The sequence below is a fragment of the uncultured Gilliamella sp. genome (genome assembly GCA_945271295.1).
Lineage (GTDB): Bacteria > Pseudomonadota > Gammaproteobacteria > Enterobacterales > Orbaceae > Gilliamella.
The window spans coordinates 51,252-76,626 of sequence record CALYPG010000012.1; the positions used below are offsets into that span (position 1 = coordinate 51,252).

20 protein-coding genes are annotated in these 25,375 nt (G+C 33.2%); 7 read left to right on the forward strand and 13 right to left on the reverse strand.

Going from position 1 to position 25,375, the window contains the following annotated elements; all coding sequences use genetic code 11:
* Positions 1 to 24: 24 nt before the first annotated feature.
* The 4 genes from Q0K76_RS07795 to nifJ all read left to right on the forward strand — a co-directional run bounded on the left by Q0K76_RS07795 (position 25) and on the right by nifJ (position 5,998).
* Positions 25 to 582, forward strand: coding sequence for a YqgE/AlgH family protein (locus tag Q0K76_RS07795; RefSeq protein WP_294613918.1), 558 nt, complete (start codon positions 25 to 27; stop codon positions 580 to 582).
* A 3-nt stretch (positions 583 to 585) separates the two neighbouring features.
* The gene (gene ruvX / locus Q0K76_RS07800; protein WP_294613921.1) at positions 586 to 999 is read left to right on the forward strand and encodes a Holliday junction resolvase RuvX; all 414 of its coding nucleotides are present in this window, start codon (positions 586 to 588) and stop codon (positions 997 to 999) included.
* 95 nt (positions 1,000 to 1,094) lie between these two features.
* On the forward strand, positions 1,095 to 2,132 hold the full coding sequence (purM, locus tag Q0K76_RS07805; protein WP_294613924.1) for a phosphoribosylformylglycinamidine cyclo-ligase: 1,038 nt from the start codon (positions 1,095 to 1,097) through the stop codon (positions 2,130 to 2,132).
* Between the two features lie 323 nt (positions 2,133 to 2,455).
* The gene (nifJ, locus tag Q0K76_RS07810) at positions 2,456 to 5,998 is read left to right on the forward strand and encodes a pyruvate:ferredoxin (flavodoxin) oxidoreductase (RefSeq protein WP_294613927.1); all 3,543 of its coding nucleotides are present in this window, start codon (positions 2,456 to 2,458) and stop codon (positions 5,996 to 5,998) included.
* Between the two features lie 922 nt (positions 5,999 to 6,920).
* On the opposite strand, the gene Q0K76_RS07815 is transcribed toward nifJ, so the two are convergent.
* The 6 genes from Q0K76_RS07815 to Q0K76_RS07840 all read right to left on the reverse strand — a co-directional run bounded on the left by Q0K76_RS07815 (position 6,921) and on the right by Q0K76_RS07840 (position 14,335).
* Positions 6,921 to 8,051: a hypothetical protein gene (locus Q0K76_RS07815; protein ID WP_294613929.1), complete on the reverse strand. Its 1,131-nt coding sequence runs from the start codon at positions 8,049 to 8,051 to the stop codon at positions 6,921 to 6,923.
* Between the two features lie 119 nt (positions 8,052 to 8,170).
* The gene (locus Q0K76_RS07820; RefSeq protein ID WP_294613931.1) at positions 8,171 to 8,437 is read right to left on the reverse strand and encodes a PAAR domain-containing protein; all 267 of its coding nucleotides are present in this window, start codon (positions 8,435 to 8,437) and stop codon (positions 8,171 to 8,173) included.
* A 278-nt stretch (positions 8,438 to 8,715) separates the two neighbouring features.
* A complete protein-coding gene (locus Q0K76_RS07825) occupies positions 8,716 to 10,629 on the reverse strand; it encodes a hypothetical protein (RefSeq protein WP_294613934.1) in 1,914 nt (637 codons plus the stop codon).
* A gap of 161 nt (positions 10,630 to 10,790) precedes the next feature.
* Positions 10,791 to 12,623: a hypothetical protein gene (locus tag Q0K76_RS07830; RefSeq protein WP_294613937.1), complete on the reverse strand. Its 1,833-nt coding sequence runs from the start codon at positions 12,621 to 12,623 to the stop codon at positions 10,791 to 10,793.
* 108 nt (positions 12,624 to 12,731) lie between these two features.
* Complete coding sequence (locus Q0K76_RS07835; protein WP_294613940.1) at positions 12,732 to 13,634, reverse strand: hypothetical protein; 903 nt, start codon at positions 13,632 to 13,634, stop codon at positions 12,732 to 12,734.
* An 11-nt stretch (positions 13,635 to 13,645) separates the two neighbouring features.
* Complete coding sequence (locus Q0K76_RS07840; protein ID WP_294613943.1) at positions 13,646 to 14,335, reverse strand: DUF2345 domain-containing protein; 690 nt, start codon at positions 14,333 to 14,335, stop codon at positions 13,646 to 13,648.
* A 7-nt stretch (positions 14,336 to 14,342) separates the two neighbouring features.
* Here Q0K76_RS07840 and Q0K76_RS07845 point away from each other — a divergent pair, with 7 nt between their 5' ends.
* On the forward strand, positions 14,343 to 14,492 hold the full coding sequence (locus tag Q0K76_RS07845; RefSeq protein ID WP_294613945.1) for a hypothetical protein: 150 nt from the start codon (positions 14,343 to 14,345) through the stop codon (positions 14,490 to 14,492).
* Here the strand turns inward: Q0K76_RS07845 and vgrG are convergent.
* The 6 genes from vgrG to Q0K76_RS07875 all read right to left on the reverse strand — a co-directional run bounded on the left by vgrG (position 14,489) and on the right by Q0K76_RS07875 (position 22,205).
* Entirely contained in the window at positions 14,489 to 16,210 is a 1,722-nt protein-coding gene (gene vgrG / locus Q0K76_RS07850) for a type VI secretion system tip protein VgrG (protein ID WP_294613948.1), read from the reverse strand. The genes Q0K76_RS07845 and vgrG overlap by 4 nt on opposite strands.
* Before the next feature lie 1,128 nt (positions 16,211 to 17,338).
* Complete coding sequence (locus Q0K76_RS07855) at positions 17,339 to 17,782, reverse strand: PTS sugar transporter subunit IIA (protein WP_294613951.1); 444 nt, start codon at positions 17,780 to 17,782, stop codon at positions 17,339 to 17,341.
* Positions 17,783 to 17,897: 115 nt separating this feature from the next.
* A complete protein-coding gene (locus Q0K76_RS07860; protein ID WP_363322438.1) occupies positions 17,898 to 18,821 on the reverse strand; it encodes a transketolase C-terminal domain-containing protein in 924 nt (307 codons plus the stop codon).
* Positions 18,822 to 18,826: 5 nt separating this feature from the next.
* Positions 18,827 to 19,624 (reverse strand): transketolase, encoded by a 798-nt coding sequence (locus Q0K76_RS07865; protein WP_294613957.1) that lies wholly within the window; start codon positions 19,622 to 19,624, stop codon positions 18,827 to 18,829.
* A 33-nt stretch (positions 19,625 to 19,657) separates the two neighbouring features.
* Entirely contained in the window at positions 19,658 to 20,683 is a 1,026-nt protein-coding gene (locus Q0K76_RS07870) for an alcohol dehydrogenase catalytic domain-containing protein (protein WP_294613959.1), read from the reverse strand.
* A gap of 64 nt (positions 20,684 to 20,747) precedes the next feature.
* The gene (locus Q0K76_RS07875) at positions 20,748 to 22,205 is read right to left on the reverse strand and encodes a PTS mannitol transporter subunit IICB (RefSeq protein ID WP_294613962.1); all 1,458 of its coding nucleotides are present in this window, start codon (positions 22,203 to 22,205) and stop codon (positions 20,748 to 20,750) included.
* A gap of 325 nt (positions 22,206 to 22,530) precedes the next feature.
* Between Q0K76_RS07875 and Q0K76_RS07880 the strand changes: the two genes are divergently transcribed.
* On the forward strand, positions 22,531 to 23,271 hold the full coding sequence (locus Q0K76_RS07880; protein ID WP_294613965.1) for a GntR family transcriptional regulator: 741 nt from the start codon (positions 22,531 to 22,533) through the stop codon (positions 23,269 to 23,271).
* A gap of 199 nt (positions 23,272 to 23,470) precedes the next feature.
* Complete coding sequence (locus Q0K76_RS07885) at positions 23,471 to 24,574, forward strand: YcbX family protein (RefSeq protein ID WP_294613968.1); 1,104 nt, start codon at positions 23,471 to 23,473, stop codon at positions 24,572 to 24,574.
* Here the strand turns inward: Q0K76_RS07885 and Q0K76_RS07890 are convergent.
* Positions 24,564 to 25,130, reverse strand: coding sequence for a cell division protein ZapC (locus Q0K76_RS07890; protein ID WP_294613970.1), 567 nt, complete (start codon positions 25,128 to 25,130; stop codon positions 24,564 to 24,566). The genes Q0K76_RS07885 and Q0K76_RS07890 overlap by 11 nt on opposite strands.
* Between the last annotated feature and the right edge of the window lie 245 nt (positions 25,131 to 25,375).

Here is a 25,375-nt window from a genome sequence, read left to right on the forward strand (position 1 = left end):
TCGAAAACACAAAATTGTGAGCTTATGAATTTAAAAAATCATTTTATTATAGCGATGCCAACTATGCACGATGCTATATTTACTCGTTCGGTTGTGTATATTTGTGAACATAACCGCGACGGTGCTATGGGTATTATTATCAATAAACCTATTTTTGAACTTAATGTTGCCATCGTGCTTGATCGTTTAGAAATCACAGCAAAGAGAAACTGTGCCGAACTTGAGCATCCAGTTTTTGCTGGGGGACCAATGGCAGAAGAACAAGGCTTTATTTTGCACACGCCTCAATCAGGATTTTCATCAAGTATAAATATTTCTGATGATGTAATGATAACCACATCACTTGATGCGCTTAAAGCTATTGGCACACCCGAACAACCCAAAGATATGTTTCTTGCTTTAGGTTATTCAAGCTGGCAATCATTACAACTTGAAGCGGAAGTTGCTCGTAATGATTGGCTGGTTGCCGATGCCGATCCCAAAATTATTTTTGAAGTGGCTATTGAAGATCGATGGCAACAATCAGCTAAATCGCTTGGCATTAATATGAGTAATATTTCACACCAAATGGGTAATGCGTAATTCATGGCAACCATTATTGCATTTGATTTTGGCACCGTAAGTATTGGCGCAGCTATCGGTCAAGATATTACCAAAACGGCAAATCCACTTTGTTCATTTAAAGCACGTGATGGTATACCAAATTGGCAAGCAATAGAAAAAGTTTTACTTGAATGGCAACCGGATTTTTTAGTGGTCGGTTTACCATTAAATATGGATGGCACTGAACAACCGCTTACGGCCAGAGCACGTAAATTTGCTAATCGGTTACACGGTATGTTTGGTTATCAAGTTCATTTACAAGATGAGCGATTGTCTACCGTTGAAGCTAAATCACATATTTTCGCTTCGCGTGGTTATCGTGCTCTTGCAAAAGGACATGTAGATGCAACCTCGGCAATAATTATTTTAGAAAGCTGGTTTGAAAGCAATTCATAATGCCTTTTTCATGATTATTTTATAAATAATCCATCGCTAATAAATTTCATCCTTGCTAAAATAGCTGATACCTTTTTATTGTAAGGACTTTTTTCGTGTCAAACCAAAACTCCCTCAGTTATAAAGATGCTGGCGTCGATATCGACGCGGGTAATGAGCTTGTTAATCGCATTAAGAAAGTTGTAAAAGAAACTAAACGACCTGAGGTCATGGGTGGTCTGGGTGGTTTTGGTGCGCTTTGTGCAATTCCACAAAAATATAATCAGCCAATTTTAGTTTCTGGCACTGATGGTGTTGGTACTAAACTTCGTTTGGCGATGGATTTAAATCACCACGAATCAATTGGCATTGATTTAGTCGCGATGTGTGTTAATGATCTGATTGTACAAGGTGCTGAGCCATTATTTTTCCTAGATTATTATGCCACCGGTAAACTTAACGTTGACGTTGCTGCAACTGTTATCTCGGGTATTGCTGAAGGTTGCAAACAATCAGGTTGCGCTTTAGTCGGTGGTGAAACAGCCGAAATGCCGGGCATGTACCATGGCAATGATTATGATCTAGCCGGATTTTGTGTTGGTGTAGTTGAAAAAGCGGATATGATAGATGGCAGTAAAGTTCAGGATGGTGATGTATTAATTGCTTTGGCATCAAGTGGTGCACATTCCAACGGTTACTCATTAGTTCGTAAAATTATTGAAGTAAGTGGTGTAAATCCACTAACAGAATATCTTGATGACAAACCACTTGCTGAACATTTATTAGCCCCAACAAAAATTTATGTTAAATCAGTACTTGATTTGATTGCAAAAATTGAAGTACATGCGATAGTACATATTACCGGCGGTGGTTTTTGGGAAAATATTCCTCGAGTTCTACCTAACAATACTCAAGCTATTGTCTATGAAGCAAGCTGGCAGTGGCCTGCACTATTTAATTGGTTACAACAAGCAGGTAATGTCAGTCGTCACGAAATGTACCGCACTTTTAATTGCGGAGTTGGATTAATTATTGCTTTACCCAAAGCATTAGCAAATAAGGCTATTAATTTACTAACTAATAACGGTGAAGTAGCATGGTTATTAGGTGAAATTAAACAGTCATCATCTGCTGAGCGGGTAGTAATTAAATAGAATTAATTTATATTATCTTAATATTAAAAGATCTCTCGGATAAAATCTGAAAGATCTTTACTAAAACTGTTGCATACCGCTTTAATAAACGCAAGTTTGATATGAATGATAAAGCTATGTATAGGAAAAGGATAACTCACTAAATACTGTTCCACTTCACCTAGTTTTTCAATAATAATTGATAAACTATCAATTCTAATAACAATATCTATGCTAAAAAATTAACATAAAAATAACTAAAAGCTATCATACTTTCTGGTACAATAGCGCAAATTATTATAACTAAGTAATGTCGTAACACTATATAAAAACAAGGTTTTTTAATGATCATATCAGATGCTAATAGTGCGGTATCCTCCGTAGCTTATCGTGCAAACGAAGTCATTGCTATATATCCAATTACACCAAGCTCATCTATGGCCGAGCAAGCCAGTACTTGGGCGGAATTTAACAAACCTAATGTATTTGGTGATGTCCCTAAAGTTGTTGAAATGCAATCAGAAGCAGGCGCTATAGCAACAGTACATGGCTCATTAATGACAGGGGCACTTGCTACCTCGTTCACCTCCTCACAAGGTTTATTGTTAATGATCCCATCTTTATATAAAATAGCGGGAGAATTAACCCCATTTGTATTACACGTAGCAGCAAGAACGGTTGCCACACATGCATTATCTATTTTTGGTGATCACTCTGATGTAATGGCAGTAAGACAAACTGGATTTGCCATGCTTTGTTCCAGCTCAGTACAAGAAGCACAAGATTTAGCATTAATTTCACAAATTGCAACCTATAATAGCCGAGTGCCTTTTATTCATTTTTTTGATGGTTTCAGAACTTCGCATGAAGTTAATAAAATCCACCCTATTAGTGATGATGAAATTCATAATCTATTACCACATGAAGCCATTGCCGCATTTCGTTCCCGTGCATTAACACCAGATAAACCAATAATACGAGGAACCTCAGCTAATCCAGATACCTATTTTCAGTGTAGAGAAGCGATTAATCCTTATTATGATAAGGTTTATCAACATGTTGTTGAAGCAATGGCCGCTTTTGAAAAACAAACCGGCCGAAAATATCAACCATTTGAATATTATGGAGCTCATGACGCCGAACGCATTATTATCATTATGGGATCTGGTATCAGTACCACTAAAGAAGTGGTTGATTATTTACTACAAAAAGATGAAAAGGTTGGGCTCGTCATTGTTAGATTATATCGCCCTTTCTCTGCTAAACATTTTCTTGCTGTTATTCCAAATACCGTCAAAAAAATTGCCGTGCTTGATAGAACCAAAGAGCCTGGCGCACTAGCTGAACCATTGTATTTAGATGTAATGACGGCGTTTGCTGAGAGTTTGTCACACGGTGAACGAACTGATATGCCACAAATTATTGGTGGTCGTTACGGCTTATCTTCAAAAGAATATGATCCTCGTTGTGTATTGGCTATTTTCAATGAACTGACATTAAATCAGCCCAGACCTAGGTTTACCGTTGGCATTTATGATGATATCACCGGATTATCATTACCGTTACCTGATCAATCCATTCCACAAAAATCTGCCCTCGAAGCGCTATTTTATGGTCTTGGTAGTGATGGTACAGTTTCGGCTACCAAAAATAATATTAAAATTATTGGTGATAGCTCACCTTTTTTTGTTCAGGGATTCTTTGTTTATGACTCTAAAAAGGCGGGTGGATTAACGACTTCACACCTTCGAGTCAGTTTAGAACCAATTGATTCTCCGTATTTAATTACTAGCGCTCATTTTATCGGTTGTCATCAGGATCAGTTTATCGATAAATATCAAATTGTTGAGCAACTAAAAGATGATGGTATTTTCTTACTAAATACCCCATATAATAAAGAAGAGATTTGGCATCGACTGCCAAAAGAAGTCCAAGTTCAATTAATTAAAAAACGGGCTCACTTCTATATTATTAATGCAGCTAAAATCGCTCGTGAATGTAATTTAGGTGCCAGAATTAATACGGTAATGCAAGCCGCTTTTTTTCACCTTTCAGAGATCTTTAAAAATGACTTTAGTATTACGCAATTAAAAGAAGTTATTGCTAAGAGTTATAGCAGTAAAGGACAAGAATTGGTTGAAAATAATTGGAAAGCTCTTGATTTAGCCATTACCTCACTAGAGCAAATTCCACTTAGTTGTGTTGATCAAAGTAGCGCATCAAGACCACCTGTTGTACCCAATAACGCACCTGATTTTGTGAAAATGGTTACTGCAACTATGCTAGCAGGGTTAGGCGATAATTTACCCGTATCAGCTTTCCCTCCAGATGGTACTTGGCCAACAGGTACGACTAAATGGGAAAAACGTAATATCGCTGAAGCGATTCCAATTTGGCAACCTGAACTTTGTACTCAATGTAATCATTGCGCAGTAGCTTGCCCACATGCGGCAATTCGCGCTAAAGTCGTTACACCTGAGGATATGCTTAATGCCCCAGAATCATTAAGTTCACTCGAAGTCAAAGCTCGAGACATGAAAGGTCAACGCTATGTATTACAAGTTGCTCCCGAAGATTGTACTGGTTGTAATTTATGTGTTGAAGTTTGCCCATCTCGTGATCGTAATAACTTTGATATTAAAGCAATCAACATGCAACCTCGTATCGATAATCTTGAGACCCAACGCGCTAACTTCGAATACTTTATAGCATTGCCAGATCGTGACATCAAAACTCTTGAACGTATTGATATACGAACTTCACAGTTACTAACACCACTATTTGAATATTCGGGTGCTTGCGCAGGTTGTGGCGAAACGCCATATATCAAACTATTATCGCAACTTTATGGTGACCATTTAGCCATTGCTAATGCCACTGGTTGTTCATCGATTTATGGTGGAAATTTACCATCAACCCCTTATACTACCGATCGTAATGGTCGTGGACCTGCTTGGGCGAACTCCTTATTTGAAAATAATGCCGAATTTGCATTAGGTTATCGTATTACTTATGATCAACATAAAAAACGCGCGCAACGTTTGCTTGGACATCTTGCCGGTGAAATTTCACCAGAAATTATTATTAATTTACAATCAGCCGATTGTTCTATTGATGAAAAGCGTAACCAAATTGTAATGTTACGAGAACAAATAGCCCATAACAATTCACCTGAGGCAAAGCAATTGATGCAAGATGCTGATTACCTGATTGATAAATCTGTCTGGGCAATTGGTGGTGATGGTTGGGCCTATGATATAGGCTTTGGTGGACTTGATCATGTAATGAGCTTAACGGATAATGTCAATATCTTAGTATTAGATACCCAATGTTATTCAAATACTGGAGGACAACAATCCAAAGCAACGCCAATGGGCGCGGTGTCTAAATTTGCTGACTTGGGCAAACATAAAGCACGCAAAGACTTAGGTTTTAGTGTGATGATGTACGGTCATGTTTATGTAGCACAAGTAGCTTTAGGTTCACAGCTCAATCAAACACTCAAAGCCTTGCAAGAAGCTGAAGCCTATGACGGACCATCATTAGTTATTGCTTATAGTCCTTGCGAAGAACATGGGTACGATCTAGCTAAATCACATGAACAGATGAAAGATTTAGTTAAATCAGGATTCTGGCCACTTTATCGTTATGATCCTAGACGTATGCTAGAAGGCAAACCGGGCTTAGTACTAGATTCAAAATCACCAAATAGTGAAGCATTATCTGGTATATTGCTTAAAGAGCAACGATTCCGTCGTCTAGAAACATTGGAACCAGCAATTGCCAATACTTTGCATGAGCGTTCGACCAAATTGGTTAATTCGAAGTTTAAATTATTACAACTATTGTCGACATACTCAAATATCGAACCACCCGCCGACAGTTAATATCTATCAATAAGTTATCTATTATAGATTTTCTGCAAAAACTAACTTTAGTGAACAAACTAAAGTCAGTTTTTGCGTTGATTTTTGAGCATCTAACACTGATGTAGTGTAAATATCCCCTCAAATAGTACAGCAAACAAATAGGAAAATTCGCTATGATAAAAGCAAAAAAGGATTTGTATATGGAAAAAAAGACAGAGCATCAATTGTATCTATTTTAAAAGAAGCTGAAGCCGGCATTCCAATTAAGGAGCTTTGCCGAAAATAAGCCATAGGAAACTCAACTTTTTATAAATGACGAGAAAAATACGGCGGTAGTGTTCAATAACTGGGCAGAAGCACACGGCACAACTATAGATTACATTAATCCGGGTAGTCATTACAAAATGACTTTTTTGCAATGGAATCGAAATATACGCCAGAACCAAATGCAATACAAATTACTCAATGGAATTTGATAATATTGAATTTACATTTGGTAACTAACATTACTGATATTGTCGTTATTTATAAATAAGATATTAGGCATATATACCAGTTATGTTTTGGCGATATTATCAGAAAAATGCAATTAAGCTTTAGCGATATGCTTATGTTAATTTGCGAGTTAAACTTAAGCTTTCAACCTAATGATTAAGCACATTGACGAAAATAATATTGAAAAATATATTCTATTTTAGTTTATTTACAAAATAGCTTTTTTCCTCGTCCTTAAATATATCACAACAGATATAATTAATAATGAACTCTATAATAATAGCCAAATAAGCAAGTAACAGGCAACCAAAGAGTATTATAAAAGTATATTGACATTTTGAAGGTATTGTCGTGATAAAGGTGTTATCTGAAAACCAAACGTATCCCAAACAACAAATAGCTAAAGCACAACAAATAAACATCCAACCAAGAGCCATTTTTGTCATTATATTACCTCATCGGGGTCAATTTTTATTTTCTCAAGAATAGTTGCATTAAAACTTGCCCTTTTTTCACCAATAACCATTTGTTTACTGTCAATGTGAATGGCATATTCAATTGCGAAAGCTAAAGCTACCCAGTAATCACACTCACCAGAAATACCAAATGTTGAACTTATATTATAAATATTTTCCATTAAACATAATTTATCAGCATATCGAGTTAAAACCTTTACATTAGCATCAGTAGATAGATTAGTTAACCAAATAGCACCAAAATAATCTTTATTATTTTCATTTTTGTCTAATTCTCCCCATAATTCAGCATGTTTAAGCACATGATCTAGTTGTTCCCCTTCTTCAGTACGATGCAAAGCAACAACAACTGATTTGTTTTGTTGTATATAATGAATAGTACTTGGTTTGTCGATAAGATTTTTACCTAAAAAGATCATGCTCGTCATTGATTCAGCATTACATGAAGTTGGGGAATCAAATAAATATAAATTAATACAACATAATAAGTAATCATCAGTTGCTGAATCATCGAGCCAGCTATCAAGAAAAATAGAGCTTTGTTTGGCTTCAATCACTTGCCAAGAGTCAAATAAAGTGGTATCCCCTAGTTTTTGCTGCCAAATTATTTTTATATCTTCAGTAGATATAGGTGCATCTATAAATAGGCGTATATGTTTTCGAACCTTATGGAAGGTTTTATGGTTTAAAATAGGTAATATGTTTTGTATATTTTCAAATAATTTATCTATTTTTAAAATAAAATCATTTGGTTTTAAATTATCGAATTGAAATCTTGAATAAATAATTGAATCTTCATAACCATTAGAAGTGTTTACAGCACGAGCATCAAGAGATATTAGGTTACTTACCAATCCTTGCGCATGGTTTGCATCACCAAATTCAGAACTTAATTGATTAAAAATAACATAAAGTGGTTTTTGTCCATATTCGATAAGTTGTTGTTTTCTCTCTTCACGTAATTCATTCCAACTCTCAGCATAGATTTCTTTACATCCTCGAAAAAATAACCAACAACTAAAAAATATAAACCAACTTATTATTGAAAAACAGATGGCAATAATAATATGTTCTACAGCTAAATTACGATTAATTTGCATAATACATATCAAAAGCAAACCGATTATAATAAATACAATTAAAGTAATGCACCAAAATAATTGAGATAACCCTTTGTTTAATCTTATCGGTTCGGGTAAGGAATTTAAATTTATAGCCATTAATTAATTTTACCAAAATTAGTAAGTGACGAAATTAAAGTACAACCACATGCAGTTTTATGTCCATGAAAAGCGACCGGTTTACCCTCTTCGATAAATTGAGGATCTCCTTCTATTATAGGATTAACGCCATGTCCTTTTATTGGGCAAGTAACCATATCACCCATTCGAGCTACTCCTTTTGTAAATACAATCAGCTTTGATGAGGCCGTAATGACTTTCCCACCATGGCTTGTTGCGTCTCCTAGTTGTATAACATTTTTCATTGTTTAATTCCCTTTAAGTATTATTAATGGTAAAAAATTTATTCAAAAGCAAAATAAGCTAATAATCCACTCTTCAAGATCTAACCGAGCTACAACTTTGTATTTTTTTATTGTTATCATCTTGTTTTTTTATTCAAGCAGTAACTTTTTGGTATCAAATAATGTCTTTTATGACTATGCGTTTGCTATGTTATTGATCCAACAACTATCGATTGCCATGTTCCAAAAATCCATTCCACTTGTTGATTAATATATTATTTTATTTTCCCATTTAATGATTACTTACTTTCCTCACTTGGTTGGTGATGTTCTAAGTAGAAATCAAAAAGTCCATATTCAAAGTCATCAGGAAATAAAGGTAGTTCTCTATCATAAAATTGTTGATTGTTAATTTCACTATCCTTGAATAAATCTGTGGTATGGGTAACTTGACCTTTTTCATCAAGGTATTCGTTTTTTATAACGTTTCTATTATTTTGTACCGACAATGTAATATGATTAGTTTTCACTCCTTTATTATTAAATCTTTCATAGATTGCGTTAACTTCACCTTCTTTCACTTCACCTATTTTAATAAATTTAAATGTACGGATAATAATGCCACTACCATTTTTGATAGTTTGATAACTTGGATAATAATCACCATTTTCATATCGGGTTTCGATAAGCATGTCCTGCAAAACAGGGCTTTGAAGCACATTTAATTTACTGGCAATTAACGTATTGTTATTATATTCAAATTGATATGCTACTTTTATGATACGTGTTTTTTGTACAATTGAGATAATTTTACCCATCTCTTTTTCCACACGAATATAACCTGGCAATGCAACTGCTTGCTCTACATTGTCTAATGGTTGTAATTGTCCGTTATCCGCCATCGTAAAAAAATAGATATTGTTTTCTAATGGTTTAAATTGTTCTAAAGGCAAGATGATTGGGGATTGTTGCCATTTTTCTTTGATAAGGGTTTTATACTGGTAATTCTCACCCACTTCAAATTTAATTAAATCACTGTATTTCTCTTTGGGTTGCTGATTTTCGGCCTCAATTAAGCTTAATGGTGACTGATGAGGGAAGTTTTTATAGCGATCATTAAAAAAATTAGGATATGGCAGTTTATTATAATAAGTTTGATTTGGCTTAATGCCCAAAAATTTTGCTCGGTTTATCGCTTCGCTATCCCACTGTGTGGTATTGATATCAAAGGTATGTCTAAATAATGAATCGGTTACAGTAATATTGCTTTTTTCTACATCCATAATTAAGGTATTATAAGGATGAGCTTCTTCCAAACTCTGACCTGAATAAAAATTTTCATCAGGCTTGTGATTTATAGTTTCGATTACTTCCCCCCGCTGATTTAATCGCTGATTTTCAATCCTAGGGTAAGGTTTTATAGATTTATCATAATAGATAACATGATTGGTTTTAATGCCCTGATTATCAAAATACTCTTCTATACTTTCAATGCCATCTTTTTCAAGATAGCTAGATTGCATGGTTTGTCCGGTCAATATATTTTTTCTATTACTTTTTATACATTTCCCGTTTTCATCGTAAAATTCTTCACGAAAAAATATTAATTGTTGATTATTACCATACTTTTTCAATACTGTATGTTTTAAATTATGGTTTGGCCAGTAATCATAAACAAAGTGGGTAATGGATACTAACGGCCTTTTTTGGATACTAATGACTACGCCATTTTTCTTTTCAACCCGTAAATAGCAAGGTAGCTCAAATATATCTTCAAATTTCTCTTTTTTTTGTAATTGATTATTTTTATCGAAAATATAAAAATGAACACCATCATCAAGGGCTTGAAACGCATCAGTAGGGTATAATATTTCAATGATATTTCGTCTTCTGTTTAATACATCTTGATATTGATAATGATTATTTAATTTGATCTGGGCAATATTTTGTCTTGCTATAGAGAACATACTTGGATCTGTTTCTAAAGCATTATTAATTGCTAAAAATAGTTTTTTTCGTGGAAAACTATATTCTTTATTTAGAATATCACTAAAATCATACTGAAAATAGGTTTTATTGGGTTCAATAGCTTGAGCTTTTAATTGGTTAATAATAGCCGTTTGGTTATCCATTACTGTCTGTGCGTAAGCAGATTGAATAACCAAAAAGCAAAAGACCATAGCCCGTCTAACTATTTTTAATCTATTTTCCATATTTTAACTTTCCTAAATAGGGCGTTTGCGCCGAATATTTGCGATTATCTAGCATAACCGTACAATGACACCTTACTTAACTTCTTCTCTTTCATTGTGTTACTTTAGTTATTGTTTATAGATTACTGATTAATATATTATTTTATTTTCCCATTTAATGATTACTTACTTTCCTCACTTGGTTGGTGATGTTCTAAGTAGAAATCAAAAAGTCCATATTCAAAGTCATCAGGAAATAAAGGTAGTTCTCTATCATAAAATTGTTGATTGTTAATTTCACTATCCTTGAATAAATCTGTGGTATGGGTAACTTGACCTTTTTCATCAAGGTATTCGTTTTTTATAACGTTTCTATTATTTTGTACCGACAATGTAATATGATTAGTTTTCACCCCTTTATTATTAAATCTTTCATAGATTGCGTTAACTTCACCTTCTTTTACTTCACCTATTTTAATAAATTTAAATGTGCGGATAATAATGCCGTCAGCATTTTTGATGACTTGATAAGTTAGCATAGAGTCACTATTTTCATATTTGGTTTCGATAAGCATGTCCTGAAAAACAGGGCTTTGCAGCACATTTAATTTACTGGCAGTTAACGTATTGTTATTATATTCAAATTGATATGCTACTTTTATGATGCGTGTTTTTTGCACAATGGAGATAACTTTCCCCATCTCTTTTTCCACACGAATATAGCTTGGCAATGCAACTGCTTGCTCTACATTGTCTAATGGTTGTAATTGCCCGTTATCCGCCATTGTAAAAAAATAGATATCGTTTTCTAATGGTTTAAATTGCTCTAAAGGTAGGGAGAGGGGGGTTTGTTGCCATTTTTCTTTGATAAGGGTTTTATACTGGTAATTCTCACCCACTTCAAATTTAATTAAATCACTGTATTTCTCTTTGGGTTGCTGATTTTCGGCCTCAATTAAGCTTAATGGTGACTGATGAGGGAAGTTTTTATAGCGATTATTAAAAAAATTAGGGTATGGCAGTTTATTATAATAAGTTTGATTTGGCTTAATGCCCAAAAATTTAGCCCGGTTTATGGCTTCGCTATCCCACGGTGTGGTATTGATATCAAAGGTATGTTTAAATAATGAATCGGTTACAGTAATATCGCTTTTTTCTACATCCATAATTAAGGTATTGTAAGGATGCGTTTCTTCCAAACTCTGACCTGAATCAAATATTTCATCTGGTTTGTTATTTGTCGTTTCGATTACTTCCCCTCGTTGATTTAATCGCTGATTTTCAATCCAAGGGTAAGCTTTTTTAGATTTATCATAATAGATAACATGATTGGTTTTAATACCCTGATTATCAAAATACTCTTCTATACTCTCAATACCATCTTTTTCAATATCAGTGTGTTGTAAGGTTTGCCCGGTCGCTATATTTTTTTCATTACTTTTTATGCTTTTCCCGTTTTCATCGTAAAAAAATTCATAAAAGAATATTAATTGTTGATTATTATTATACATTTCCAATACTGTCTGTTTTAAATTCTGGTTTGGCCAATAATCATAAACATAGTGGGCAATGGCCGTTAACGGTTTTTTTTGGATACTGATGACTACGCCATTTTTCTTTTCGACCCGTAAATAGCAAGGTAACTCAAATATATCTTCAAATTTCTCTTTTTTTTGTAACTGATTATTTTTATCGAAAATATAAAAATGAACCCCATCATCAAGAGCTTGAAACTGGTCAGTAGGGTATAGTATTTCAATGATATTTCGTCTTCTGTTTAATACATCTTGATATTGATAATGATTATTTAATTTGATCTGGGCAATATTTTGTCTTGCTATAGAGAACATACTTGGATCTGTTTCTAAAGCATTATTAATTGCTAAAAATAGTTTTTTTCGTGGAAAACTATATTCTTTATTTAGAATATCACTAAAATCATACTGAAAATAGGTTTTATTGGGTTCAATAGCTTGAGCTTTTAATTGGTTAATAATAGCCGTTTGATTATTCATCGTTATCTCCGCGTGTGCAGGTTCAATATTGATTATTATGCCTACTATAAAAAATAGAAAGTAAATTTGTCGAATGTTTTTCATATATTCCTTAATATTTCAAATGAGTTAGCGGACTTTATATGCTATAATATTCCGGTAATTGGATATGTTACTTAACTTGTTTATTAGTTTTCTTCTTTCCTCATATTTTGAATTACGATGTCCCTTTTCATTTAAAGATATTTTATATTGCTTAAAATATGGATCGAGATTTTTTCCTATACAATCAATATCAGCCAAATTGCATTTTGCTAATAACAGATATAAGAAAGTATGGCAATTGGTTTCATCATAATTTTGGTAATTAAAACTCCATTCATCTTTGAAGCTTTTAGCAAAATCTCTAATTTCCGTTATTATTTGTTCATCTGTTCTTGAATCCCCTGGTAATAGGTAGGGATTAGTTGTAAAGTCAATTTTATCTAGATGAAATCGACCGTTTTGATGAGCGTCAAAGGGTCTTATTGAAAGATCGTTATTTTCTTCACGTCTACCTGCTTCGCGTTCTTCTATTTTAGATAATATTTTATCCTTATCATTATTTCTTCTAAGTTCACAATCACCATTAAAAAAACCGTTACCTTTTAAAGTTTTCCATGATTTTGTGAAGTATAAAGCTTCATCTGGATACCAACCATAACTTTCACGAAAACCATTGGCTTTTTTACATATTCCATTTAACTTAGGCAGTTCCTTTTCCGTTAATTGTTCTTTTCTTGCCTTTTCCATAAATTCATCGGTTTCATCCTCATCACTATGAATAATTTCAATCCAATAATGTCCAGGGACTACAAAGTTATGAATTAGGATTCTGCGTAATACAATATTTTCTAAAATTCTAACTCCATTTTTAATTTTGGTTTCTATAGATTGCTTGTTATCTTTAGTGGTTGTAATAGCCTTATTCGAATTCCAACCTAGCTGCCGACGAGTAGTTAGAGCCTCCTGCTTTTCATCAATGAAAGTCATAATTTTTTTCTCTAATTTGTTTTATACCTAAATGTCATTTCTGCTTCTTCATATCCCGATGACACTATTTGAGCTTTTCCTTGCGCATCAGTTTTACCTTCTGCAATTATTTGATTATCTTTATTTAAAATCTGATATTCTCGGTTAATAATTGGTTTGTCAGTACCTTCCTCGACTAAAATAAATTGTTTAATATAAGGAGATAACGGTTGCTGTTTAGGGAAAGAATAAAGCGTTGGTAACATTTTTTGGGGACCAGAATATGGAAAAGATTGTGCGCCATGCTTAATAATACCAGGTGCATAAAGTTCAATATTGCCGTCAGCAAGACGAATATACGCACCACCACAAGCTATGGTTAGCTCTTTTTTGGCGTTAATATCAATTTTATTGTCATTACTCACTATTTTGAGCGTTTTATCGGCTATTATTTCGATATCGCTATTATGTGCCTGCAATTGGACTTTCGCTTCACCACTAAATAACTTAATATCTTGTTTAGCAAATACTGAGTAATCTTTACCAGCGCTAACATGAACTGAGTTATTGGCTGCAATATTGGTATCATGTTTACTGGTAAGTAGGATATTTTTTTCAGCATATTGATAAATACTATCAGGTGTCACCGCAGCTATACCTTTTGGGCTAGATAAAACCATACTTGGCTGAGTAAATGACAAATTATCGTCGATTTCTGTCACTGTGTAGTTGACGAAAAAATTAAAACTAGCTGCACCTTCTAATTTACCAGAACGATGGCTTTCAGCACGTTTAGATAGCCTTTCTGATACACTTAAACCAGTTTTTAATAATCTTGCTGTTTCATCACCATCTAAACTGGCTTTTTTTACACCCTAATTACCCTCTCGTTTATAGGATGTTACATAGACTCCTTTACCCGCTCGTATTGCTCCCCATTGATCGGTACGCAATTCAAAACCTTCACCTCGTTGCGTTTTACTATTATCAACTAAGTGACCTAGATTAAGTTGCGTTTTACCATATTCGGTAGCGAGTTTGATATGCTCTTCACCACGTTTATCATCCATGCGTAACTTATTATTAGCCGGGGTACGAATTACGTTGCGATGTTTATTAATTGTAGTTACAAGGTCAGGATGAGAACTATCATGCATAGCATGCGAAATATAAGGTCGATCAGGATTCCCATTGGTGAATGCGACTGCTACTTCCGTCGAATCTAAAAGTGGGAAATGGAAACCATAGGTATTACCTGAATAAGGTTTGGCGAGCCTTACCCATAAACTCTCTTCACCTTTCTTCCAATTTTTTAAATCAAAATTGAATTTAATACGATAGCGACCTTGGGTATCAATATAACTGTATGTGTCATTATTCGGACTGGTGACTCTAGCGGGTAACGTGCCACTTATCTGTGGCCACGGCAAAGGAGCAGGACGATAAGGTTTAAGCACGTCAAATGGTATAGCGGTAAAATGTGTATGATAAGCTGCGGTTCGATCGGCATGACAATGTGTCGAAATAATGATAATACCGTCTTTAATTTCCTTAATTGGGCATTCATCAATAATAAGATGCTTTCCAGGTGCAAGTTGAAAGTCATTACATTCACCATAGATTAACAATTGTTCAGTAATATACCACTGATGGCGGATATGTGCATACCAATTACCACTTTCAACTGTTTGAATATCACCAAGTGTTTTATGTTGTTCTTCATAACGATAATCATCACCGCGGGTTGTGATGTCTTTTGCTTGACTATTATTAGTGGCATAAAGATCATTATCAGCCATTCGATAGTTGTAGTCATTAATACTTACCTGAGTAGGTTGTGTTTTACTGCTGAATTGTAAATTCCAAACGCTATGACGATGGCTATCATTTAAACCACTTGGTTGCTTGATAATTAAATTACTGCTATTTTCCAATCCTTGCTCATAATCACTAATTACCATTACATCACAATGATGTTTGGGATGAGTTTCAAAATAAAACCAGATACCTACATCTGCAAGTAAACGTTTAATAAAAGTTAAATCGCTTTCCTGCCATTGTGTAATAAACTCTCTTGTCGGGTAAGTATTGTTCAAAACAAACCGAAAATCTATGCCAGTAAGACCATGATTACGCAATATTTCTTCAACAACATCAACAACACTTTTATTTTGAAAAATTGCACTTTGATGATTATTAGCTAATAGCCCAACACGAGGTTCAAGTAAAACTCGATAATGTGCTTCATCTTCGCTCATCGAAACTAAACTAAATTCAGTAATTACACCATATAAAGTCTTGGGTTTATCTAAAATATCAAGTGAACTAATTCTATTAAGCTGCAATGGTAAGTTATGTGGATGCGTAGTAAGTGAAGCAGTTTGACTTAATACTGAATCAATAGAAATCGATTTATTGGGACTAGTAAAATCAATGAAATACTTCCATGGTTGGTTTAACTCTTCTTTACCTTCCAGTGATAATACGGAAATACTTGATGAAGCATCAAGTTTATCAAATGAAAGTGAGTAATTATTAAGGGCAGTGTTTTTGGTTAACGAAGAAAGACCATCGGCAAATTGTTCCATTATACTCATATTTTATATCCTTATTTTGTTCTTATAATATTAGTTATCGACTTCCAAAAACATGGTAAAGATAAACTGAACTATATATAACCAAGATACACATTTTTTTTGAGTAGTCAATACCTTTTTGAGAGACAATTATAAACAGCAATAGCGTTGTAATTAGCGCGCATAAAAGCCTTATTTCTATAGAAAGGCTAGCATAACGACGACCAATAAAAGAGGAACGGAATCGTAAAACACGAGATTTTTAATCTAACCTGTCGGGGGATTTTACTAATATCGATTAAAACATAGCTTATTTTTTATATACAAATTATTTAATCATTAATTTATCAGTAACCATAAAATGATCATCCAATTAAGTCACAATGAAAAAATTGAAAAGATAATTTTTGATCTTCTAAATCTTGAATTGAATACTTAATTCGATCTAATCCATTATTTAATTCGATTATTTGTAAATGCATAAATTGAATTAATCCTCCCCCTATATTTTTGATTTTTAAATTACTGATATCATAAAAATATAGCGATACGTTTTCAAAAGACCGCGGATCGTTACTTAACGTAAGCAATAAATTATATTTAAAACTGTTTAATTCAATATCCAATTGAAAATTGGTTAAACAATTGTTATTAAACAATATTCTATTTAAATTATCTAATGTTCTCATTTTTTCATCTGTAAATTAAGATTAATTTCTCTTTTTTAATCAAATTAAAAGCAAAATGGTAACTGTAGAGTGTTATTCAAAGCATGATAAATAATTTTGATTATTGGATAAAGCACCTCACCTTTGCCAGTTGGGGCACATTGGTAATTAACAGAACCCATATACAAGATATTACTGACGTTATAATACATATTATATAATTTATTTACTTTATTTATACCTTAGACAACAGCTTTTTAAGCTTTAACAATTACATTGGGTTATAACAATCGACGATTAAATTATGATATATTCAATTAAAAGATTAAATGCTATTAATTTGATTAATATTGATTTTTAATGATTTAATTACGCTATTATCTCTATTAAAATAACTAATGCCCTAATATCAATAATAACGTATCTGAATAATGGTTACAGATTGTTGCAAATGTGCCCTATTATTTAGTTAAGGTGAGTTTTAAAATAGTAAACGTGTGAATTCAGATTCAGTTTTAGCATTAATTATTTTTTCTAAGCGATTATCTTCTTCAAGCCACGATATTAGTTCAGAAATTGCGTCTAAATGTTTATCGTTATCGCCAGCAGCTAACATAATAAATAAAGAAACCGGTTCACCTTCGGGGAAAACAACTGGATTTTTGCATTTTAATAATGAAAATTTAGTTTCTAAACACAATACACCATTTTCAGACCTTGCATGAGGTAAAGCAAATTCATCGGCAATGATAAAATAAGCGCCTATTTTCTTAACATTATCGATAATAGCTGTTATGTATCTTTGCTCAATATATTTTTTATTAATAAGTGGGTCACCCACTAATTGGATAGCCGATTCCCAATCTAATGTTTGTTCGGTAAATTGCCAATTTTGTTCAAAAAGGAAATGTAGATGTTTAGACATAATAAACCTTTAAATTTTAAATATTTTGCTTTAAATTCATTTACTTACTTTTAGTATGGTCATTAATAACGTAAAAAAATGGCTACAAAGGTTTTCCTCTGTAACCACAAAAGTTTTATGCAATAGTTTTCAAAAACTGTTCACAAATATTATTACCACTTATTCCATATTTTTCTTTTAACTGACTGCTTTTTCCTGATTCAGTAAAAGTATCTGGTACACCAATCCTGATAAGAGGTTTTAAAATTCCATTTTGCATACTCTGTTCAGCAATTAATCCTCCGATTCCACCATTTATACTATGATTTTCAATGGTTATTAATATATTCACTAAATTACATAATTTAATAAATTTTTCTTGGTTAAATGGCTTAATACAAGCTAAATGAATAAGTTTACCTTTGTAACCAAGCGAACTTAGTTTATTGTATCCATCATTAGCTTGCTCATAACTAGTCCCCTCAAAAATAATAGCAAAATCATTGCCGTCATCTATAATTGCACCAATATCGCTTACTCTAGGAACTTTTGTTTTGTCTCGAACCGGCATTGGTTCTCGTGCTACTCGAATGTAAACCGGACCATTAATTTTTGCAGCTTGTTCAAAAGCATCAAAAACTTCATCAGCATCAGCTGGTGATAAAACAGTTAAATTTGGTAATACCCTAGTTAATGCAATATCTTCTAAGGCATGGTGTGATGCACCATCAAATCCTCCATCCACACCCGGATGGGTACCAACAATTTTAATATTGGCATTGGCATAACAAGATTGCCTTAGCTGTGTCCATACAGTACCGGTAGCAAAAATAGCAAAATCAATAAAGAAAGGAATTAAACCTTCAAATGATTGACCTGCTGTAAAACTTAATGCCGAAGCTTCAGCTATACCCATTTCGAAAAAACGTTCCGGATAGATTTTTGCAAACTGATCAGCTCGAGTTGAACTAGCTAAATCACAATCAATGACAGTTATAGGATAATTTTTTTCAGCTAATTTAATTAATGCTTTACCAATCAAATCTCGTGGCGCTTTCATCTCTGTCATTGTAAATCCTCCATAGCTTGTTTGTATTGTGCATCTGTTGGTGTTTTAGAGTGCCAATCACCATTATTTTCCATAAAACTGACTCCTTTCCCTTTAATAGTATGCGCTAAAATAGCAATCGGCTTCCCTTTGCAATGATGAGAATAAGCAAAACCATCAACCACTTGTTGCATATCATTACCATCAAGTAATTCTATGACAAACCACCCAAAAGCACGCAGTTTGTCAGATAATGGTTCTAAACCACATACGGAGTTAACCTCATCATGAGATGATAATTTGTTATAATCAATAACCGCGACTAGGTTATCCATTTTCATATGAGCTGCTTGTTGAAGTGCTTCCCAAATTTGTCCCTCATGCATTTCACCATCACCAATGATTGCATAAACTCTGTTAGGATCTTTTTGTAATTTTTTTGCTGCGGCCATCCCTAATGCAATAGATAACCCTTGTCCTAATAAGCCAGTATTAGCATCAACTTGTGGTACTGTTTTAATATTGGGGTGACCTTGTAATCGTGAATCAATATTGCGGAAACGACTTAATTCATCTTCTTTAATCAATCCTAACTGGTAAAGTAAGGCGTACTGAATGGCAACCGCATGCCCTTTACTCATAACTAGGCGAGATCTTGGCCATTGATTAAAATTAATTTCATTATGGTAAAGATAAGTCATGATGTCAGTAATTGATAAAGCCCCACCCGGGTGCCCTGCACCCGAACGATATATCATTGTGACAATATCACGCCTTGCTTGTTTAGCTGACGTTTTTAGCTGTTCAATATTCATTATTCCCTCACTTATATTTAATAACTTTCAAACTTAACATTTAATCAGTACCTTTAGTTTGCCATCCGGGTTGCCAGATATAGCTTGTTTAAAGGCTTTATCGGCATCATCCAAAGAAAATATGTGTTCATAGATGATTTTAGATAAATCAGCTTGTACTTCACTTAAACTTAATAGTTTTGCCGTGTTATTTAGATCCTCTGGGGTATACATATGGCTTGAAATAACCGTTATTTCGGACGATTGTATCTCATGTAAGGTAATACTATTGCCTCGGGAATACTGAGCAATAATAACGAGATATTCTGGTTTTCTTTGCGATTCAATGATTTCGTCTAGCACTTTTCTAACACCAGAACATTCGAAAATAATAGGTCTAATGTTTGAATCTAAAATATCAACCTCTGAGATACTGCTTTTTACACTAAAGCCTAATTGATTAAGCAATGCCACTCTAGATTGATTATTTTCTACAATAACTGGCTTGAGATTGTGGACATGTTTTAAGACTAATCCGGTAACCACTCCAATAGTACCACCACCAGTGATTACAATAGGATGATCCTTTAACGGGATTGTTTTTAACAAATTAACAGCATGATAACCCACTGCTAAAGGCTCAAATGTTGCGGCTATTTTCATATCAATTTTATTATCTAATTTTACTAATTGATTAAGATCTATTGATATATATTCAGCCAACGTACCATCCAATCTAAACCCCATTACTCGCCGATTTACTCGGCAAATATTCGGCAATCCATTTTTACAATTAATACATTCACCACAACCAACTAACGGATTAATTGCAACATTGTCCCCCACTGCCAGACCTTTACTATTAGGAGATATTTGCGAAATAACGCCAACGGCCTCATGCCCTTGTATAAAACCTGTTGGTGGTTTTAATGATGGGTGCATCCCTAAATAGAAATGAGTATCTGAACCACAAATGCCACTGTAAGAAATTTTTACAATTGCATGTCCTTCTGTCAGTGAGGGCATAGGAAGATCCATAACCTCTGCTTTTTTTATTTCAGTTATTTTTAGTGCTTTCATATTGCATCTCTTGATTAAGATAGTTATAAAATTCGATATTTTTTAATAAATTCACTAGTGAAATTTAAGATAAAGCGGTTTTTATGTGGTCAATTAATTCATCCAATTTAGGATCGCCAATATAATTTTTGATACTAATAATTGGTTGTTTTAATGTATGACTCGCTCGTTCAACTAATCGTTCTTGAATAATGACGATATCAGCGTCTTGCGGAACATTTTCAATTGAAAAATGCTTCACAATGATGTCTTTATCTACACCTCGCTCTTTTAACAGTTTTTTGAATCTGGTTGCACCCATAGCACTTGAGCCTGCTCCAGCATCACAAGCAAAAGCAATAAAGTTAATATTTTGCAGATCTAAATTTTGCTCTTCACCTGACGGCTTATTCACAAATTGCACATCTGCTTTAGCTTTTAAATAAGCGGCATTAGATCCTTCTAGTTTGGTATCAATAACATCTTGTTTTGAACTTGAGAAGTCTTCATCTTTTTCACTAATAGGACTGATCTTAAGAAGTAAACTACAACCGATAAACGAAACTAATGCGGCAGCGCCAATACCACAGACTGTGGCTAAATGTTTACCTGGAGGGGTAAGCGCTAGAAATGCAAAAATGGAACCTGGCGTAGCACCAGCTACTAAACCTGCATGCATTAATGAAAAAACCATAATCCCAGCTGCAGAACCTAACATTAATGGAAAAATCATTAACGGACGCATATAAACATAAGGGAAATACATTTCATGAATACCGCCAAAGAAATGAATAATTGTGGCGGCAGGCGCTGACTTTTTACTCATCCCTTTACCAAAGAAGCAAAATGCTAATAACAAACCTAAACCAGGACCTGGGCTTGCAAATACCATAAAGTAGATAGATGAACCATTAACTAAAGCATCTTTCATACCCAACTGGTAAAAAATAGCCTGATCAATTGCATTATTTAGGAATAAAACCCGAGTAGGTTCTATCAATAGTGCTAGCGAAGATAAATAACCTGTTTGTAATAATGCATCAATAGCAGCAGCAATAATATTAGTAATGGATAACATGAATGGGCCAATAAAATAGTAGCCTAAAATAGCTAGCCCCATACCTAAAAAACCTAATGCAAAATTTTGAATAATATTTTCAAATCCATTTGGTAACCTATTTTCAAGCAATTTATCTAATTTTTTGCTGCAATAACCACCTAAAGGCCCCATTGCCATTGCTCCAAGTAACATAGGGATATCTGAACCAACTACGATCCCCATAGTTCCAACAGTACCAATTATTGCACCCCGTTTACCACCTACCATATCCCCACCGGTATAACCAACAAGCATCGGTAACATGTAAGTAATCATAGGACTAACTAAACTACCTAGTTGTTCATTAGGTACCCAACCAGCCGGAATAAAAAGTGCGGTAATAAAGCCCCAAGCCATGAAAGCACCAATATTAGGTATTACCATAGCCGTAAGAAATCCACCAAAACTTTGAATTTTAGCTCTCAATGATAATTTTTTATTCATCGAAAATCTCCTCAAAAACAAATAATATAGTCATATTTATTATGTATATCCATAATAAATAGGCTGTATGATAATATTTAATAATATAAAACATGTATATATATTTATATTTAAAATGTTAAGCTAATCACACTTTTATTTTTATATTTTTATGAATATACATATTTAAAAGAATTACCACTCCTTTCTTTATCAAAGAATCGTGATTAATAAACGAGATACAATAACTATCTTGAAATGATGGAAATCATCAATTTCTTGCAGAAATGTCGATATGTGCTTATTCTTGAATAAAATTATCTATAAAAACTAATTGAGGAAAAAAATGAGTGGTAACATAACAATTAAACAACAGAAAGTTATCAATTACATTACTCGTCTTATTGAAGAGAAAAATCTAGCTGCTGGTGAAAAAATAGATACTGAAGTCAATATTGCCAAAATTCTAGATGTTACTCGAACCACTGTAAGAGAAGCAACCAGACATCTTTTAGAAGAGGGATTAATCTACCGGGTTAGAAAATCAGGACTGCATGTCGGCTCTTTTGAAAGGAATATTAATTTAACGGGTAAATTTAATGTAATTTCTCATTTTGATTATCAAGCTAAAAAGCAAGGCTATAAAGGTTCCAGAAAGGTATTATCAGCAAGTATTATTCCGGTCCCAAATGAACAAATAGCGAATTCACTTAAATTAAAACGCACTGACTTTGTCTATAAAATTGTTAGGCTTATGTTTTTTGATGATATTCCTGTATCAATTGAATTTACATTAATTCCAACATATTTGTTTAATCAGTTTGAATTTAGTCAATTGGAAATATCAAAATTTGGTTATATTGAAGAGATGACTGGAAAAAAAGTTAAGAAAAGAATTCAGAATATCATGGCAATCAATATTAATGATGAAAAAGTAGAAATGCCCCTGCAGGTGGAAAAAAATAAGGCATTATTAAAACTTGAAGAGATCACTTATCTTGAAGATGATATACCATGTGAACACAATGTTTCATATATAAAAGCAGAGTATCATCCAATACAAAATATCATTGAACGGAGATTATAATATTGTTCATTGCAGCTAACCATTTATAAAATATGTGAAATATTATTTATAATTTATCCAGTCAATAGCACTAATATTGGTAATATTTATATTATAAAGAACAGTAAATCATATAATAAAAGTACTATTTTTTAATCTCTATAAATCTTTAGTGAACAAGTATATAATTTTAAATATTTTATTATTTACTTAATTTATTATGATTTCAGTTAGTCAGTTATTTATTTATCCAATCAAATCCACGAAAGGTATTGCACTAAAAAGAGCAAACACTGTTAATGGGGGTTTTGAGTACGATCGAATTTTAATGATTAGTGAACCGAATGGCACATTTATTACCGCTAGACAATTTCCAGAACTTTTAAAACTCAAAACTGAGATTGTAAATAATATAGTTCATATTTCATTGCCATCAACAAAATCGATTAGTATCAATCTTGATGATTTTTCTAATACGATTGAACCCACTCAAGTGTGGGGAAATCATTTCGTGTCACATATTGCGTCAATTAAAGTAAATCAATTTTTTAGTCAGTTTCTAAAAAAAGATGTGCAATTACGTTGGGTGGGGAATGAACTATCTCGTCGAACCAAACGTTACCCAGAAGTACCTGTTAGTTTTGCCGATGGTTATCCTTATTTGTTATTAAACGAAGCTTCGTTAGCTTATTTACAACAACAATGTCCAGAAAAACTCGATATTAGTCAATTCAGAGGCAATATTATTATTAAGGGGGCACTACCTTTTGCTGAGGATGGTTGGAAAACGATTAAAATTGGTGGGGTAATATTTGATATTGTCAAACCTTGTACTCGTTGCGTAATGACCACCATTAACGTCAATTCAACAAACTATTTAAACAATAATGAACCACTTACTACTTTAGGTTATTTCAGAACTGATGAACAAGGAAAAATCGATTTTGGTATGAATATGATTGCCCGTAATTATGGTGAAATTTCGATTAATGATCCAGTGGAAGTATTAGAAAGGCAGGTTGCTAAAAATTATATTAACTGTTTTCCATTTGAAAACAATAAACCCACTCAATTTTATACTATCACTGTTGAAGATAAAACTATCAAAGGTAATAACCAGCAAACCATTTTAGAGCAACTAGAACAACATAATATACAGTTACCTTATTCGTGTCGGGCTGGAATTTGTGGGCATTGTTTAGTGAAATTAAAGGAAGGAGAAATAATAGCTAAAACTCAAACAGCAATAAAAAATAATAATCAGATTCTAGCTTGTAGCTGTATCCCAAAAGGGAATATAACCATCGAACGACTTAAGAAATAGCCTTTAAATTAGTTATCGCTGACATATCATCCACAACGTCATGATGTATAGGTGCTAACCTATTATTCATTACTTTTATTGCTTCAGCAAAATAAAATGTTTTGTTCATTGCTACAAATGTCGGTTGTGCAATAATACAAAGCGATGCATTTTTCGCCGCTTCTACCACCAATAAATAAACTTTTTGACCACCTTCTTGGATATTAACTTCTACAATATCCGCTACCTTTGGAATAAAGAACTTAGGTTGCTGAACAAAATACCAACTTTTAGGCATTTGCGGTTTAAGAAAGTTAGCGGCAATAATAGCATTGATTGATAATTCTATTTGTTGTGCTTGCGTTAATTGCAAAGATTGGCAACTATCATAAAATTGATAATAAGCGGTTGCGTCACTGACCGAAAAAGGAAAATCACTGAAAACATCAGGAATTAGCATTTTACTCGGATAACAAGAACGAAATAACATTTCATCTGATACTTCAAGCATCAAACAATCATATTTGCTATCAAAATACCAACGCCAACAATCTGTTGGTCGAAAAGCCATTTTCATTAAAATGTTATCCTCTAAATAAAATTAAGTTTGACAAAAAAGATAACATAGTTTAGATAAAAAATAAAATTAAATTTTCATAATTATTTAATTTTTAAAAGTTTTAATAAAAACATCATGAGATCAAAACGATCTAACTTAGATCAAAAAATAATTTTTTAATCAATTTTGATCCTTTATGATCAATTAACTTGAATTCAAATACTAAGTGCGAATCTTAACTAAAATAATGGTGACAATAAAAA